Raw genomic sequence first — 16,251 nt, 5'->3', positions numbered from 1 at the left:
GATTTCGTTTCGGAATTATTGCATGTAGGCATAGTTCTCTTCCCGTTGCAGGCGAATGATCTCGGCATCGGCCATCGGTACCATCTGGACAAACCCGTGAATATCTTCCGGGTCATAACCATGCCCCCGGGCGGCAATCCGGCACATGCGAATCTCGATCACATCGCCCACTGTCAGGCTCTGGGTACGGGTAACCAGCTCCTTGTTCTTGAGATAGTTCTTAATCGCAAAAAACGAAATTTCATCTCCATGCAGGACCAGCACGATCGAGGCGGCAAACGGATCGGCATGATAGACCTGGCTGAGATAACTGGCGCGGTCCAGTACCTGTTCGAACTGCTTGCGGCTCGATACAGACACATCATAGACAACCTTTTGTGGTTGATAATCGTACTGCTGTGCCTCGGCCCTGCCCCATGGCGCCTGTTCGGCGGCAACAACATGCCAACTGGTTAATAACAGCACGATTAGCGGTAGCATTCGATTCATAACAGGTTCCTTTCGCTGATATACCGTGAATGATTCTAGCATCTTGAGAAAGTCGGAAGACATGGACAACGGTGTCGATTTCAATAGCCTGTCAGGCCCGGGGCAAAGTCCGCTTGTACATTCGTCAGGACGGCATCGACTCACCCACACGGGCGTTTTCACGGCGTGTCCTCGAAGGCTCAACGGCACTTCTGAATGACAAAGGGATCGCGTATTCCAAACACCTGATTTAGCCGTACCAGGGTGGACATTCGGCCGGCGCCCGCTCACCGGCCAGCTCCTGCAGGCGGGCCTGCCAGTCTTCCAGGCCGGCTTTCCAGTCGGCCACAAACTGTTCCAGCGATTCGACAAATTCGGGCTCGTGCTGCTGTCGGTTGATAGTGCAATGAACCACGACCTGACCCGGGCGTCGGTCCGCGTCGGCGGTCACGGTCCATTGCAGGACATTTGGACAACCCGGCAGGGTGAAACGCACGCCGTCACGTAGAATTTCCTGGTGAATGGCAAACTCGCCCCAGAGGCAATAAATACGTCCCCGCTCTCCCTGGTGGGACAGTACCGTCTCGATCGACGCACACCATGATGGCAGGTTGTCGATACGCAAATAACGTTGCAATTCGTTAGGAGTAAACGGCAGGCGGGCAGTAGCGTAAAATTCCATAATACCCTGTCTGAACAGTCGAAAGTGTCGTTGTTGTTATCCGGTCCGGGCGACCGCGTTCATCATAACAAAGCCGCTCCCAAATACCAGCCTCGACCAATGCCCCCTGCGCGAATTACCGGTAAAATAAATCCCGCACAGACCTTCAGGGACTGCCCGCAACCGGGCATTAAAGGGTAAACTACCCGCTTTTTCAGCGGTTTAACCCATCATGTCCGATTACGCCCTGTTCGTCACTGCCCCCCTGCACCTGGAATCGCTCCTGACCGAAGAGCTGCACGCGCAGGGCATCGACCAGGCCCGGGAAACCCGTGGCGGGGTCAGCTTCCACGGCACACTCGAAGAAGCCTACCGGGTCTGTCTCTGGAGCCGGGTGGCCAATCGTGTCCTGCTGGAACTGGGCAGCTTCACTGCCGATTCACCCGAGGCCCTGTACCGGGGCATGCAACAGATCGACTGGCGCGACCATTTCGGCGTTGCCAATACCTTCGCCGTCCAGTTTCAGAGCAGCCAATCCACAATCACACATAGTCAGTATGGTGCGCTCAAGGCCAAGGATGCCGTGGTCGATCAATTCCGGGATCGGGACGGCGAGCGTCCGTCGATCGATACCGGCTGGCCCGATGTACGGATCAATGTCTATGTGCATCGCGACCAGGCCAGCGTCAGCCTGGATCTCTCCGGCGATTCCCTGCATCGACGGGGCTATCGGCGCGCCGGTGGCGCGGCACCGCTCAAGGAGAATCTGGCGGCGGCAATTCTGTTGCGTGCCGGCTGGCCGCAGATAGCCCGGGAACAGGGCACTCTGCTCGATCCCATGTGCGGTTCCGGCACCTTGCTGATCGAGGGCGCCTGGATCGCCGCCGATATTGCTCCGGGGCTGCTGCGCGAGTACTGGGGATTCAGCGGCTGGCGCCAGCATGATCCGACGCTTTGGCAAAACCTTTATGACGAAGCCCAACAGCGCCGCCAACAGGGTCTGGCCCGCCTGCCGGCGATCCACGGCTATGATATCGATGCGCGGGCCATTGCCGGTGCCGAACAGAATGTGCGGGAAGCGGACCTCGCCGGGCTGATCCAACTCGAGTGCCGTCCTCTGGAGGCCATTCGCCCGCCGCTGGATGCCGTTCCGGGGCTGGTGGTGGTCAATCCGCCCTATGGCGAGCGACTGGGCAGTGATTCGGACCTGCCGCTGCTCTACCGACAGCTCGGCCAGACCCTCAAACAGCATTTCAACGGCTGGCAGGCGACGCTGTTTACCGGCAACCCGGAGCTCAGTGGCCAGTTGCAACTGCGCACGCTGCGCCGTCACAGCCTGTACAACGGTCCCATCGAATGCAAGTTGTTCCATTACCGGATAGAGCCGGATTATGACATCACGCCGCGCGGCTACCCCCGGCCGTTACAGCCGGCGGAGTTCACGGACAATGCGCGCATGCTCGCCAATCGGTTGCAAAAGAACACCCGGCAACTGTCCCGCTGGCTCAAACAGGAAAATATCAGTTGTTATCGCCTCTACGACGCCGACATGCCGGAATATGCCCTGGCCATTGATGTCTACGAGACGGAACAGCGTTACGTGCATGTGCAGGAATACGAGCCGCCGCGCAGCGTCGACCCGGAGAAGGCCCGGCAACGCCTGCGTGAGGCACTGGGGGTTATTCTCGACACGCTGGCGATTTGCGAACAACAGCTGTTTTTCAAGGTCCGACGCCGGCAAAAAGGCAGCGCCCAGTATGAGAAGCTGGCCGAGGAGAAACATTTTTACAGCGTCCAGGAAAACGGCTGCCGGTTCTGGGTCAACTTCGAGGATTATCTCGACACCGGCCTGTTCCTGGATCACCGCCTGGTGCGCAGGCGGATCGGCAAGCTGGCCGCCAACGGCGACTTTCTGAATCTGTTTGCCTATACCGGCACGGCCAGCGTCTACGCCGCCCATGGCGGCGCCTGCAGCACCACCACCATCGATATGTCAAAGACCTATCTCGACTGGGCGCGACGCAACATGCACCTGAACGGTTTTGACGGGGGCGAACATCGCTTTATTCAGGCCGATTGCCTGTTCTGGCTTGAAGAAGGCGTTAACGCTCAACAATATGATCTGATTTTTCTCGATCCCCCCAGCTTCTCTACCTCCAAGCGCATGCAGGCGACCCTGGACATCCAGCGCGATCATGTCGCGCTGATCCGCCAGGCGATGAAACGGTTACGTAAAAATGGCGTACTGCTGTTTTCCACCAACTTGCGTAACTTCAAGCTGGATGAAACATCCATTGCCGCTTTGGAAATAACAGATATCAATCGTGAAACGCTACCCCGTGATTTTGAGCGCAACCCGAAGATCCACCACTGCTGGGAGTTTCGTCATCGCCGCAAAACAGTATTGTCGTTGAAGAACACTGACGATAAATGAGTGTTCCAGATCGCCGATCATTTGGACTATTCGGGCGTTATTTTTGCGCCTGCAGAACCGTCGACCAGAGAGATGAGCATTGAACCTGCAGGGCGGATTCACGGCGTGTCCCGAAAGGCGCCGGGGTATTTCGCACCGGTACTGGTATCAGGAATGCCCGGATTTAGCGCATGCCTGCCTGATTCTCACAATGGCCGATCTCTTCACTGCTCTTGCCAAATGCCTCTTGCAATCCGTCAAACACGCAACTGGCATATCCTACGGCAGAATCATTAAAGTTGTCCGCCGTGAGAATGGCGGGTAATGCCGCACTGCATGTCTCGACCAGCTGATTGACCTGTCGGGTACATTGCGCTTCAGTGGTGCCAAGACAGTTGACAAATGCCTCACTCTGACAGGGCGCCAGCAAATCGTCGTGTGATTGCGCCACATACTGGTCACGACTCATCTGTTCCTCGGCAACCAGTTCCACTGACGCTCCAAGCAATATCAGGCACAGCATTATCCCGAATATTATCAGGGACCTCGCGGGGAAACGGCTCGTCGACAACCCACCGTCGATGTCATGTTCTTGTCTCATTCGTTTTTCCATGGTTTTTTTTCTGTCCGGTACCTGTCGGTCGAAAACAGCGGCCGGAGCGGCTATGCTTGGTGAAGGAATTTGCGAGTAACCTTCAACATGTGGAAAGCCGCTCAACGATTATTGTCTCTGCTTTTGCTGCTTATAATAGCCGCACCGGCGATAGCTTCGGACACCTCATCGGCCCGAACCGTACTTCAACTCAGCATCAATGATGTCATCGGTCCCGCCACGGAGGATTATATCACCCGGGCCATCGACAATGCGCCCGCTGAACAGGCCGGGTTGATTCTCATTCGCATGGACACCCCGGGCGGACTGGATAGCGCTATGCGGGGCATTATCAAAAGTATCACCAGCTCGCCGATTCCGGTTGTGACCTATGTCGCACCCACCGGCTCACGCGCCGCCAGCGCCGGCACCTATATTCTCTATGCCAGCCATATCGCCGCCATGGCGCCCGGCACCAACCTGGGGGCCGCCACGCCGGTGAAACTCGGCGGTCCCGGTCAACCAGATGACGAGAAACCGAAATCGGAGCAAGAGCAAGAGCAGGATCAACCGAGCCAGGGAAAATCCGCCGGCGAACGCAAGGCGATCAATGATGCCGTCGCCTATATCCGCGGCCTGGCCGAATTGCGCGGTCGCAACGCCGACTGGGCGGAACAGGCCGTACGCGAGGCTGCCAGCCTCTCCTACCGTGAAGCTCTGGAGAAAAACGTTATCGATCTGGTGGCGCGCAGCAATGCGGATCTGCTACAGCAGCTGGATGGCCGCGAAATCGAGATCTACGGCCAGCAACAGGCTCTCAACACCCTGGATATGCGCATCCAAGTCCAAAATCCGGACTGGCGCAGCCGTTTACTGAGCGTTATCACCAATCCCAACATCGCCTATATATTGATGCTCATCGGTATTTACGGGCTGATTTTCGAATTTTCGAATCCCGGCGCGATTGTCCCGGGCACGGTCGGCGCCATCGCCCTGCTGCTGGGCTTGTATGCCCTGCAATTACTCCCCGTCAACTATGCCGGTATGGCTCTGATAATACTTGGTATTGCATTAATGATTGGCGAGGCCTATCAACCCAGTTTCGGCGTCCTGGGTATCGGTGGGGTAATTGCGTTCGTATTCGGCTCGATCATCCTGATCGACACCACTGCGCCCGGCTACGGAATCAATCCCGGTGTCATCGCCGCCTTCGCCCTCAGCAGTGTCTTGATGTTTGTCATCGTAATCGGTATGGCATTACGCTCCCGACGACGACCGGTCGTCAGCGGCATGGAGCAGCTTCTCACCGGAACCGGCAAGGTGATCAGCGTCGATGATCATCGAGCGACGATTCTGATTCACAGCGAACACTGGCAAGCGGTGAGTGATCAACCATTGCAACCAGGCCAACGAGTTCGGGTTACCAAGGTTGACGGTCTTACTTTAACTGTCGAGCCCCTGAACGATTCTATCGAAGAGGAGAAATAACATGACGGATTACACGCTCTATATCATTATCGCCCTGGTCGTCATCTTCCTGTTCAGTGCGATCCGCATTCTCCGCGAATACGAGCGGGGAGTGATTTTCACCCTGGGACGTTTCTGGAAAGTCAAGGGACCCGGCTTCATCATTGTCATCCCGTTAATCCAGCAGATGGTCAAGGTAGATCTGCGGATTATCGTCATGGATGTCCCCAGCCAGGATGTGATTTCCCAGGATAATGTCTCGGTGCATGTCAATGCCGTGCTCTATTTCCGGGTCGTCGATCCGGAACGGGCCATCATTCAGGTAGAGGATTACTATTCGGCCACCAGCCAGCTGGCCCAGACCACCCTGCGTTCCGTGCTGGGGCAGCATGAACTGGATGAGATGCTCTCCGAACGCGACAAGCTTAACGCCGATATCCAGAAAATCCTGGACGAACAAACCGACGCCTGGGGTATCAAGGTTAATAACGTGGAAATCAAACATGTCGATCTGGATGACAGTATGATCCGCGCTATTGCCAAACAGGCCGAGGCGGAACGGGTGCGGCGCGCCAAGATTATTCATGCCGAAGGCGAGCGCCAGGCCGCGAATGAACTTGCCAACGCCTCCGAGATACTGGCCAAACAGCCGTCAGCCCTGCAGTTGCGTTATATGCAGACTCTGACCGAGATTGCCGGCGACAAGACCAGCACTATTGTCTTCCCCATGCCGATGGATATGCTTGAAACACTGAGCAACGCGCTTAAAAAATAGGCACCGGGAATCCGGCAATCTTTCCACCCGACTCAGTTTCAGGATGAGATTCACACGCCTCAGGGACGATTGGCACGACATTGAAAGGCCCCGGACACACTGAAGCACTGAATACAAAAACCGGAAAGTCACACTGTTCCTGTTCAGGTGCTTTCCGTGCCATTGAACTCTTTGGAGTTCCCTTGCCGGTTTCTCCACGGGATTCCATACACGGGATCATGAAAGTCACGGTCGTCAGAAACGCGATTTGCACAGTGTCTCGTATGCCGCATTGATAGTCTGTAGACGCCGCGCCTCACCGCCCCTGTCAGGATGGTGCAGCATGGCCAGACGCCGATAAGCCTGTTTGATTGTCGTTTCATCCACCGGATCAGCCAGGCCCAACTCGGCCAGCGCCGCCACCCGGTTATCAAAACGGGTGTATTCACGCCAGAAGGTGGCAAGTAATGCTTCAACATCCTCTGTAGATGTATTATCCAGATTAGCCAGATCCAGATAATAGGCGGCGAGATTGTCCGGTGTGGTCAGCGCAGCCTCACCGGGTTGATAATCCCGTAAACAGATATTCAGTGGCCCGATATCGATAAAAGCCTTTTTCTCGAAATAACAGGTTTTCTGCAATCGATAGAGCGCATGAAACAACAGAAAGTGCGCCTTGAATAACGCATCCGGTGCCGCCGGCCTATCTGATAAAAAAGCAAAATAGCCGCGGGCTTTCAGCTCTTTTAGCAGGGCATATTCACTGATACCGTCGGGATAGCGTTTAAGCTGCACTTCCAAATCGATATAAAAGGCATCCGGAAGGCGCCCTTCGGTACTGGTGTGATGAACAGGCATCTGACCGGTGCGCAGCTATTTTTGATCCAGCTTCAATTGCAAGTTAACCCCCTGCGGATTATGGTCGATCTGAACAGTGTTAAGTGCAGGTATGCGTTGTGCCAGATAGGCAAAGGCCGCGGTAATCATACCCTGATCATCCTTCTCGAATGCCTGTAAAAGATGCATAGCGACATAACGGGCACGTTGCAGACTGTCCGGTTCCGGAACATACTTTTCCGCCAGGCGGATACCCTGGCTCATATCCTCGTCCATTTTGTCCAGAAATTCCCGCTGCCTGCCTGGCAGACGGGTATTGCGATCAAATTCCAGCATGATCTTGCCGTCGATTTTAAGAGTCAGTAATGATTGCATAACTTTATCTTGTCAGCACAATACGACGGCACCGGCCTGATCCTCCGCTGCGCGGCCGCTCAGGCGTTGACGTTCATGTCCCAGAAAGCATGTTGTTTATCCAGAAACTCATCATAGGGGATATAGTGCGAACCATCACAGGAGAATGTCAGACCGACCAGACCATTGAATATATTCAGAGTCCCTGAACGTAAATATAATGTTTCATCCATAAAGCGCAACTGTTTGAACGCCTTCAATACTTCACTGATCTGGGAGGCCGGTACCGCGGCCTCGGTCGAATAGGCCTGATGCGGGTAGGCCAGACAGATATCAGGGTCGATCAACGAATCGATATCAAGCAGCCGGTAACGATAGGGGTCCTCCATTTGCCAGATAATGGCACGACTGCTGGAAAAATGCAGAATCACATGAAATACGCCATGCCCGGTCATCAACTCCTCGACAACTGACAAAATCGTGTCTAACTGCTTGTCCATTTCACTATCGACCCGTGACTGATGAAACACCGTGCCACGAATGGAAGGATCCCCCTTGATTTGTTGCCAGTAACGCGGCTCCTCGTAAAGTTCACGGGTCAGCGGCAGATCACGCAGATCGAAGTCGGCACCAAGGAAACCCAGTACCTTGCCGTCACTGTTTCTCACCAGCTGAATTGCCGTCAGTGAGGGCCGCATGGCGCGCAGGCTGATATAGGCATCGGACAACAGGAAACCGGAGCTGGGTACCGCTTCACACATATAGGGACGCGAGGAACGATCCCGGCCGTAATCATTTTCAACAACCCCGTCAGGCGAGACATTGTCGCTGATCTGGATAGCATCGGTGTCCAGGACATACAGGAATTTGCAGTGGGGCACCGTCTCCAGTTTTTCCTGCAAGACCGCATCCAGTGCCCGCCGATCCCCCCAGACGCGGCTGCAGGCCTCGGCAATGGCATACAAGGGAGATTGCAGCAGTTTTGTCAGCGATTCGCGCTGACGAACAATACTCTCTTTAAGAGCGGCTTTGGGATCAGTCACAACACTATCCGGTCAGGTTATTAAAATGATGATTCAAGCTGGCGCAGGCGTGAGCGTAATTCGCTGACCTCGTCCAGCAGCTCCAGGGCCAGTGCCACGCCGGCCAGATTGAGTTCCAGATCATGATACAGATGCATGGCCTTGCGCACACGAGGCAGCTGCGTCGCCGGAAATTGCCATTCGACCGTTCGGCTTTCCAGCGGTTCGATAATCCCCTCTTCGACCAGGGCCACGATCAGATCGACCTGTACCTCGCAGGCACCACTGAGCTCATTCAGACTCAAGGTCGTGCTCTCGTCAAGAATAATACCGGATAGGGTTTCCTGATGCTCCGTCATGCTTCACACTCCCAGACCCGCCCGCGGGTTGAAATCAAACTCCTCGGCCATTTTCTGATAAAACGCCTTCGCCTTGTCGCTGTCAGCCGCCGGTTGGACGATGTTCAGGATGACATAGAGGTCCCCGGGTGTTTTGCCCGGAATGCCCCGTCCCTTCAATCGCAACTTGCGTCCGCTTTGCGAATTGGGCGGAATCCGCATATCGACTTCGCCATCGGGGGTTGGCACCTTGACCCGGGCACCCAGCGCCGCTTCCCAGGGCGCCAGGGGCAGATCCAGATAGAGATCCCGCCCCTCGACGCGGTACAGGGGGTGCGGCTTGAAGTCGACCTCCAGATAGAGATCCCCCGCCTGGCCGCCCCCCATACCGGGATGGCCCTGTCCACTCAGCCGGATGTGCTGGCCCTGACGCACCCCTTTTGGGATGCGCACATTCAGGTTGCGTTCACGGGTGCGCACATGCCCCTGCTCATCCACTTCCGGCGCATGCAGGGTCAGATTACGCACCGTGCCCTGAAAAGCGTCCTCCACATCGATCAATACCCGGGCATGGTGATCGTCGCCGCGGCTGCGAAAGCCGCCGCCGCCCATGCCTCCCATTCCACCGCGCTGGCCGAACAGGGTTTCGAAAAAGTCACTGAAGGACGCGGCATCGGCGGCGCCACCACCGAAGCCGCCACTGTATTCGAAGCCGGCATCCCAGTCCGGCGGCGGCCGAAAATCCTGGCCGCCCTGCCAGTTGGCGCCCAGCTGATCATAGGCGGCACGCTTTTCGGGATCCTTGAGCGCTTCGTAGGCTTCCGCCATCTCCTTGAAACGATCCTCGGCATCCGCTTCCTTGCTCACATCGGGGTGATACTTGCGCGCCAGCTTGCGATAGGCGCGTTTGATCTCATCCTGTGTGGCGTCCCGCTCGACGCCCAGTATCTGGTAATAATCCTTATATTCCACCTTCGGCTCCCGTTAAATACATACAGCTTTCTTATGACTAGGGGGCGCAGGATGATTTTTCAAGCAATCGCGGCATTATTCTCAAGACCATTGTCGACAGCAGTGTCAGGAAGAGTCCTTCACTCTGGCAAACGCGGCGGCTATAGCGGTATTGGCCTGTTTGCTGTCCGCTCTGGCAGGCTTTTTGGCAGACGCGGACTTGCCCCGGGGTTTGCTCTGCCGCGGCTTTGGTGTCGCCGGCTTGCCGGGCTCATCGGCCAGGCGCATCGACAATCCCACCCGCTTGCGGTCAATGTCCACCTCCATTACCTTGACCTTGACCACCTGACCGGCCCTGACCACCTCGCGGGGATCGCGCACGAACCGATCGGCCAGGGCCGAGATGTGGACCAGGCCGTCCTGGTGGACGCCGATATCGACAAAGGCCCCGAAGTTGGTCACGTTGCTGATCACCCCTTCGAGCAGCATGCCCGGTTGCAGATCCCTGAGGGTCTCCACCCCGTCCCTGAAACTGGCAGTCTTGAACTCGGGGCGCGGATCCCGTCCCGGCTTGTCCAGCTCGGCGATAATATCGCGCACCGTCGGTTCACCAAACTGATCATCGGTATAGTCATTGGCCGCCAGCGTGTTGAGAAAAGCACTGTCGCCGATCAGCGAGTGAATATCCCGGCCGCTGTCCTGCAGGATGCGTTCGACCACCGGATAGGCTTCGGGATGCACCGCCGAGGCATCCAGCGGATTGCTGCCGTCGCGAATCCGCAAAAACCCGGCGGCCTGCTCAAACGCGCGGGGTCCCAGGCGCGTCACCTCGAGTAACTGCTGGCGATCCGCGGATGCGGATCGCCTCTTGCTCGGCGCTCTGGCCACCAGCCGGCCCCTGTCCCAGAGCCATTCGCGCAGTTGTGCGACCAGATCCGCCTGCTCGGCGGCGCGCTCCATGAATATCTGCCGGGCCCCTTCCAGCGCCGCTTCGGCTTCCGCCACCCCGGCCTCGGGATTGAGATACGCGTCGGCCAGCGGCAACGGATCCCGCGTGGGATCCTCGAGCAGCGCCTCGAGCAACGGCTCGAGTCCGGCTTCGCGCGCGATCTGTGCCCGGGTCCGGCGTTTGGGTTTGTAGGGCGCGTAAAGATCTTCCAGCCGGGTCTTGGTCTCGGCCTGCGCCAGGGCTGCCTGCAACTCCTCGCTCAGCTTGCCCTGTTCGCGAATCGATTCGATGACGCTGGCACGGCGATCCTCCAGTTCCCGCAAATAGCCCAGACGCTCGTCGAGTTGGCGCAACCGGGTATCGTCGAGGCCGGCAGTGGCCTCCTTGCGATAGCGGGCAATAAACGGCACCGTCGCCCCGTCGCCCCGTCGTCCCGTCGTCCAGTAAACGTACCGTGGCCTCGATCTGGGCCGGCCTGACGCCGAGCTCTTCGGCAAGTCGTTGGATAATGTTCATGCAGCAGACAACCCTGGTGAGATCAGTGAAACAACACACGTCGATCTTAACAAAGCCACCTGCGGTGCAGGTTTTTAAATCCGCTTGATCTGATACCCCAAACACGCTAGCTACAAGACGCCACATGGCTTGAAAGACGCCGGGTGTTGATCTAGATCCGGGATAGTGGCGATACACAGTGCCAAGTAAGGAGGTGCACCATGACAGAAGAAACCAATAGCCTGACGCTGCGTCCCGGAAAACACGACAAGCTGGGCCTGTATCATTGTGGCGTGACTTATGAGGGTTTTATTGTCGCCGGTGGCGAGCCGCGTAACATCGAAGACGGCGAGGAGATCACCATCCAGCGCGTGCCGCTCAAGGTGAAGCGCAACGGCAGTGACTACACCTTCAAGCGCGCGGCCTGATCCGATCCGCTGCCAGGCGAGGTTGCCAATATTTCAGATTACAGGCCGCGAACATACTCGCTCATTCGCCGGCGCAGCTTCGCATCCGGCAGGCGTCCGTAACCGGCCCCCATGTTCTCGCGCATATGGGCCACCTTCGAGGTGGCCGGAATCGCACAGGTGATGGCCGGGTGCGAAATAATGAATTTGAGGAAAAACTGGGCCCAGTTTTCGCAGTCGATCGCCGATGCCCAGTCCGGTAACGGTTGTGAAGCAAAACGACTGAACAACCCGCCGCCCTGAAACGGCCGGTTGGCCAGCACGGCAATGCCACGCTCCTGTGCCAGCGGCAACAGATGTTGCTCCGCCTCCCGGTCTAGCAGATTGTAGGTCAGCTGCACAAAATCGAGCGGCTCCGTTTCCATAATCCTGGCCAGTTCCGAATGACGCCGCCCGTGCGACGTGGTCACGCCCAGATAACGAATCCGTCCCGCCGCTTTCCACTCCTTGAGCGTTGCCAGGTGCGTCTCCCAGTCGAGCAGATTATGCACCTGCATCAGATCCACTCGCTCGACACCCCAGAGCACACGCGAGCGCTCCATCTGCCGCACACCGGCGCGCCAGCCCGAGGTCCAGACCTTGGTGGCGGCAAACAGATCGGGCGTCTCGTCAAGGCGCGCCAGACATTTTCCAACGACCTCCTCCGCCGAACCGTACATGGGTGAGGAGTCGATCAGCTCCCCGCCCAGTTCGAAAAAGGTATGCAGAATTTTCTCCCGCACGCGCATTTGCGAAGCGTCATCCGGATCGATACCAAAGGTCAGCCAGGTTCCCATGCCGATCGCCGGGACAGTTTCATTATTAGAAGGTATTCGCCGCAGAATTTTTTGCGATGTATCGGCCCACCCCGTGCGCGGCAAGTTCAGGTTAAAACCCAGAGCCAATGCAACAACCTGTTGTAACAGGCGTCGCCGGGTCAGGGAAAAGTTGCGGTTTTGCATCGACACACCTTTAGCCGGGGTTTCAATACACCGGCATCACTGATTGCAAAAGTTCTTCCTGCAGATGATCGATCCTGGCCAGGCGCTCGCGAGCGATCGCCTCCACCGGGGCGCGAACAGGTGCCAGTTCCGCGCCCGCCGCCAGCTGCAGTCGGACTTCCAGTAACCAGGGCTCACGGATCGGCTGGCCGATCCGACTGACCAGAAAACACTCCGCTGCTGCCACCTCCGGCAAGGCGTCCACCAGATCACGGGCCATCGCCTGAGCGGTCAGGTTATACAGTTTACCCACATGGGTGACCGGATTTTTTCCCGCTGCCGCTTCCATATTCATCGGTCGACAGGGCGTAATCAGGCCGTTGGTGCGATTACCCCGGCCGACTTCACCGTCATCCCCGGCCTCGGCGGAAGTCCCGGTCACGGTCAGATAGAAACTCCCCTGCTCCGGCGCATCGGCCATGTTGACATTAACCTGCAACGGCAGTTCGCTAATTCCGACCGCCTTGTTGCTGACCAGTTCCGCGATCGTTTTCTTGTGAGCCAGATACTCATCGGCATCGCGGACATGGCGATCCACCAGTGCGCAAGCAATCGTCAACTCGATGCACTCTCGCTGTCGAACCCCCATTACCTTGATATCCTCGCCGAACGCAGGATAACGGAGTTTGATTTGCGAACTGTTGAGATGCCGCTCTGTGGCGTAAACCAGCTGCTCGAGTTCATCCAGCGGCGCATAGCCGACACCGCAGGACGTATCATTCGCCAGGGCCACACCGGTGCGCTGTTGGCGTTCGTACAGATCCACCAGTTCCACGGAACCAGATCGGACAAGGTGATGAATCACCGGTGCCGGTTCATGCTGCAGGGCATGCAGATTCTCCTGCAACCAGCGCTGCACCGTCTCCTCGGCCAGTTCGCCAATTGGCACATTGACACCTTTATAGCTGGAGGTTGCCCGGCCGGCCAGAAAAATCTCCATCGGCGCGACAATCTCGCCACCGCCGAAAGCGGGATTGGATTCACCGCCCCATAACAGCGCCTTGTCCACGTTATGGTGCAGAATCAGGCCGAAATGATCACGATAATAACGACACAGGGCCAGGCTGAGCTCCTCGGCCAGCGCGTCGCAGATGGTATCGGGATGGCCCTGCCCCTTGCGTTCAACCATCTCCACGGCAAACCCGGCCGGGCTCAGATCCTCCCGGGTTGTTATCACTGTCTCAACCATCCTCGCCTCCTGTTATCTGCTTCGAGATCATCACCGTAATGGGCGGATGGCTGCAATAAGATTAAAACGCCGTCTTGAACGCCTGAACAAATGCGTCGTATTGCTCTTCCGGCAAGTGATTGATGCCGGCCGCCGCCTTACGTCCGCCACCGGTATCAAACTGTCGACACAATTCATCCGCGCCGCGCTTGTTGTTCAGCGGTGCTCGCAGACTGACCAGAAACCCGCCCTCGGGCCGAATGCTCAGCATGGCGTGAGCGCGATCCGGATACTGTTGTGCCAGATCATTGGCATAGATCCCGCTAACCCGGCGCGCCCAATGAGCATCCGGCAGTACATACAGCGCATGATGTGCATCGACATAGTCGGGCGTAAGCGCCTTCACACGCTCAAAGTCCGAGTAATAGGCCTCCTGCAAACGGGCGTAGCCGGGTTCCTCGTGAATAAAGGCGAACGGATCGGCGTAGCCGGCGACAAGCCGATACAGATCATCCGGCGTATAAACCAGATCCGACAGGTTTGCACCGTAACCATTATAGTTCAGACAGGTTCCCAGTAACTTGAGTTCTTCCAGCTGTTCGCCGTTCAGATTCAACGGCGACGCCGCCTGTTGGGCCGCAGTGAACAGGTTATCACCAAAGGCGGCGACAACCGCCCAGGGCAGATAGGCGTTTTCCAGATAACGATTTACCAGCAAGCCGCTGCATATGTTGGCATCGGTATCAATATGGGTCTCGAGCGCGGAATGTTGCGGTATCTCGCCGGCATAGTGGTGATCAAAATAGAGAACCCCGGCACCGGCATCGAGAAGTCGAATCAGCTCGTCGCGATTTTTATCCAGCGAGATATCCAGTATCGTCACCTGGTCACCGGTGACGGCTTCGACTTTTTTCAACAGTTCAATATCTCGCTTGATGCCGGTTACCAGCTGGCTTTTCTTCGGGTTCGCCAGACGCAACTGCTGCAAAGCACAGATGCCATCGGCATCACCGTTAAAGACGTCGATATACGCCATAATGTTCCTTTTTTGTTATTAGCAGATAAAATCAGTCGGCAAGCGACTATTCAAAAAATTCTCGTTCCATTTCCCGATAAATATAATTAACGTTGGCGCGATGGTTCTCTTCATATAACCGGGTGCCCTCCCAATCATCAAAGTGACTGTTATTGACCGCATCCTGCAGGGACACTCCCTGTTCCACCGCTTCGCGCATTTCCCTGCGCAAGCGTTGTACGTAATCGCGGGTTTTGTTCACCATCGGAAACGGTTCAGTCTGCGGCCCCCCGTGGCCGGGGATCATCAACCGCGCATTGGCGAAGTTATCCTTCAACCACTTCTGCCCTTCCAGGATCTGCTCACTGTCCCCGTCACCCATGTAGGTCGTACGCTGGTTAAATGCCAGATCGGAGATCCAGACAAGCTCCTCGGCTGGTTGGTAAATCACCAGATCACCGTAAGAATGATGCCGGCCGGTATTGTAGATTTCAAATCGTTGCTCGCCCAGCTCGATAACCTTTTTGTCAAACCGGGACTGCTCGATATACTGGTCCGCCTCGGGCGGTGAAAAACCCTGCATGTCCTCAGCCAGCTGTTCACGCCGATAGGCTACCGACTCTTCCAGTGTCGAGGAATTGTTGTATTCGCGGGTACCCGGATGGGCAATGATCGTTACCGCATCCAGTGACTGGAAAGCCGCGGCACCATAGGCGTGATCGGGGTGATTGTGGGTAATAATCAGGTATCGGATCGGTTTGTCCGTTACACTGCGTACGGTGGCAATCAACCGCTGGCCCAACCGCGGTGTTCCCAGGGTATCGATCACGACCACGCCCTCGTCGGTGACGACAAAACCGGCGTTACCATTCCAGCCCCGGTTATCCTCATTCAGAGTCGAGATCGTCCCGAACAGAAAATAGGTGTGCCGGGTCAGCTGATATACCGGCAGCGGTGTGTCAGCGTCATTCTCGCTTTGCAGCGAAAAACGCGGCAACTGCCGGGTATCGATCACGTTTTTTGGAAAATTCCACGTCGGGACCACACTCTCGGGATTGGCCAGTTCGCCCTGGAGCATTTCGGCCCCGGCGGTACCTGCCAGACAACCCATCAGAAACAGCACGCCGGTCAATTGCCGCATTTTCCAATATCCTTTGCACATAATACTTCTCTGATTTGATGGTTCCTGATGACAGGGTCGTCTCGCAGCCGGAGAATTTCAAGCGCAACAAGCCAGAATCACCCCATTGTCACCATGAGGATTCTTGTTAAACTGAGGCGAAACGGCCCAGGGCGAGCAGCCCGGGCGAGACAGATAGC

The 16,251-nt window shown here is 56.7% G+C and carries 17 protein-coding genes; 4 read left to right on the top strand and 13 right to left on the bottom strand.

The window, feature by feature from the left end; translation table 11 throughout:
- Nucleotides 1-15: 15 nt before the first annotated feature.
- Both U5J94_RS09755 and U5J94_RS09750 read right to left on the bottom strand, forming a co-directional pair.
- On the bottom strand, nt 16-489 hold the full coding sequence (locus tag U5J94_RS09755) for a hypothetical protein (protein ID WP_322565451.1): 474 nt from the start codon (nt 487-489) through the stop codon (nt 16-18).
- Between the two features lie 229 nt (nt 490-718).
- On the bottom strand, nt 719-1,150 hold the full coding sequence (locus U5J94_RS09750) for a hypothetical protein (protein ID WP_322565450.1): 432 nt from the start codon (nt 1,148-1,150) through the stop codon (nt 719-721).
- 211 nt (nt 1,151-1,361) lie between these two features.
- Between U5J94_RS09750 and rlmKL the strand changes: the two genes are divergently transcribed.
- The gene (gene rlmKL, locus U5J94_RS09745) at nt 1,362-3,563 is read left to right on the top strand and encodes a bifunctional 23S rRNA (guanine(2069)-N(7))-methyltransferase RlmK/23S rRNA (guanine(2445)-N(2))-methyltransferase RlmL (RefSeq protein WP_322565449.1); all 2,202 of its coding nucleotides are present in this window, start codon (nt 1,362-1,364) and stop codon (nt 3,561-3,563) included.
- Nucleotides 3,564-3,726: 163 nt separating this feature from the next.
- Here rlmKL and U5J94_RS09740 read toward each other — a convergent pair whose 3' ends face one another.
- Entirely contained in the window at nt 3,727-4,035 is a 309-nt protein-coding gene (locus U5J94_RS09740) for a hypothetical protein (protein WP_322565448.1), read from the bottom strand.
- Nucleotides 4,036-4,242: 207 nt separating this feature from the next.
- Between U5J94_RS09740 and U5J94_RS09735 the strand changes: the two genes are divergently transcribed.
- Nucleotides 4,243-5,622, top strand: a complete 1,380-nt coding sequence (locus tag U5J94_RS09735) for a nodulation protein NfeD (RefSeq protein ID WP_322565447.1) — start codon at nt 4,243-4,245, stop codon at nt 5,620-5,622.
- Between the two features lies 1 nt (nt 5,623).
- On the top strand, nt 5,624-6,376 hold the full coding sequence (locus tag U5J94_RS09730) for a slipin family protein (protein WP_322565446.1): 753 nt from the start codon (nt 5,624-5,626) through the stop codon (nt 6,374-6,376).
- A 234-nt stretch (nt 6,377-6,610) separates the two neighbouring features.
- On the opposite strand, the gene U5J94_RS09725 is transcribed toward U5J94_RS09730, so the two are convergent.
- The 6 genes from U5J94_RS09725 to U5J94_RS09700 all read right to left on the bottom strand — a co-directional run bounded on the left by U5J94_RS09725 (nt 6,611) and on the right by U5J94_RS09700 (nt 11,216).
- Nucleotides 6,611-7,213, bottom strand: a complete 603-nt coding sequence (locus tag U5J94_RS09725; protein WP_322565445.1) for a DNA-J related domain-containing protein — start codon at nt 7,211-7,213, stop codon at nt 6,611-6,613.
- 15 nt (nt 7,214-7,228) lie between these two features.
- The gene (locus U5J94_RS09720) at nt 7,229-7,567 is read right to left on the bottom strand and encodes a hypothetical protein (protein ID WP_322565444.1); all 339 of its coding nucleotides are present in this window, start codon (nt 7,565-7,567) and stop codon (nt 7,229-7,231) included.
- Nucleotides 7,568-7,626: 59 nt separating this feature from the next.
- Nucleotides 7,627-8,589, bottom strand: a complete 963-nt coding sequence (locus U5J94_RS09715; RefSeq protein ID WP_322565443.1) for a PDC sensor domain-containing protein — start codon at nt 8,587-8,589, stop codon at nt 7,627-7,629.
- A gap of 20 nt (nt 8,590-8,609) precedes the next feature.
- Nucleotides 8,610-8,927 (bottom strand): chaperone modulator CbpM, encoded by a 318-nt coding sequence (locus U5J94_RS09710; RefSeq protein WP_322565442.1) that lies wholly within the window; start codon nt 8,925-8,927, stop codon nt 8,610-8,612.
- 3 nt (nt 8,928-8,930) lie between these two features.
- On the bottom strand, nt 8,931-9,878 hold the full coding sequence (locus tag U5J94_RS09705) for a DnaJ C-terminal domain-containing protein (RefSeq protein WP_322565441.1): 948 nt from the start codon (nt 9,876-9,878) through the stop codon (nt 8,931-8,933).
- A 105-nt stretch (nt 9,879-9,983) separates the two neighbouring features.
- Nucleotides 9,984-11,216, bottom strand: coding sequence for a S1 RNA-binding domain-containing protein (locus tag U5J94_RS09700; RefSeq protein WP_322565440.1), 1,233 nt, complete (start codon nt 11,214-11,216; stop codon nt 9,984-9,986).
- Nucleotides 11,217-11,522: 306 nt separating this feature from the next.
- Between U5J94_RS09700 and U5J94_RS09695 the strand changes: the two genes are divergently transcribed.
- The gene (locus tag U5J94_RS09695) at nt 11,523-11,729 is read left to right on the top strand and encodes a hypothetical protein (RefSeq protein WP_322565439.1); all 207 of its coding nucleotides are present in this window, start codon (nt 11,523-11,525) and stop codon (nt 11,727-11,729) included.
- Between the two features lie 38 nt (nt 11,730-11,767).
- Here the strand turns inward: U5J94_RS09695 and U5J94_RS09690 are convergent, their stop codons facing one another.
- From U5J94_RS09690 to U5J94_RS09675, 4 genes are all read right to left on the bottom strand, one after another.
- Nucleotides 11,768-12,709 carry an aldo/keto reductase gene (locus U5J94_RS09690; RefSeq protein ID WP_322565438.1) on the bottom strand — a complete coding sequence of 314 codons (942 nt, stop codon included), beginning with the start codon at nt 12,707-12,709 and terminating at the stop codon, nt 11,768-11,770.
- Between the two features lie 22 nt (nt 12,710-12,731).
- A complete protein-coding gene (locus U5J94_RS09685) occupies nt 12,732-13,937 on the bottom strand; it encodes a methionine adenosyltransferase (RefSeq protein ID WP_322565437.1) in 1,206 nt (401 codons plus the stop codon).
- 61 nt (nt 13,938-13,998) lie between these two features.
- Nucleotides 13,999-14,952, bottom strand: a complete 954-nt coding sequence (locus tag U5J94_RS09680) for a DHH family phosphoesterase (RefSeq protein ID WP_322565436.1) — start codon at nt 14,950-14,952, stop codon at nt 13,999-14,001.
- 46 nt (nt 14,953-14,998) lie between these two features.
- Nucleotides 14,999-16,072: an MBL fold metallo-hydrolase gene (locus U5J94_RS09675; RefSeq protein WP_322565435.1), complete on the bottom strand. Its 1,074-nt coding sequence runs from the start codon at nt 16,070-16,072 to the stop codon at nt 14,999-15,001.
- Between the last annotated feature and the right edge of the window lie 179 nt (nt 16,073-16,251).

The sequence above is a fragment of the Thiohalophilus sp. genome (assembly GCF_034522235.1).
In the GTDB taxonomy this organism is placed as follows: Bacteria; Pseudomonadota; Gammaproteobacteria; order UBA6429; family Thiohalophilaceae; genus Thiohalophilus.
This window is presented reverse-complemented; position numbering and strand designations above follow the sequence as displayed.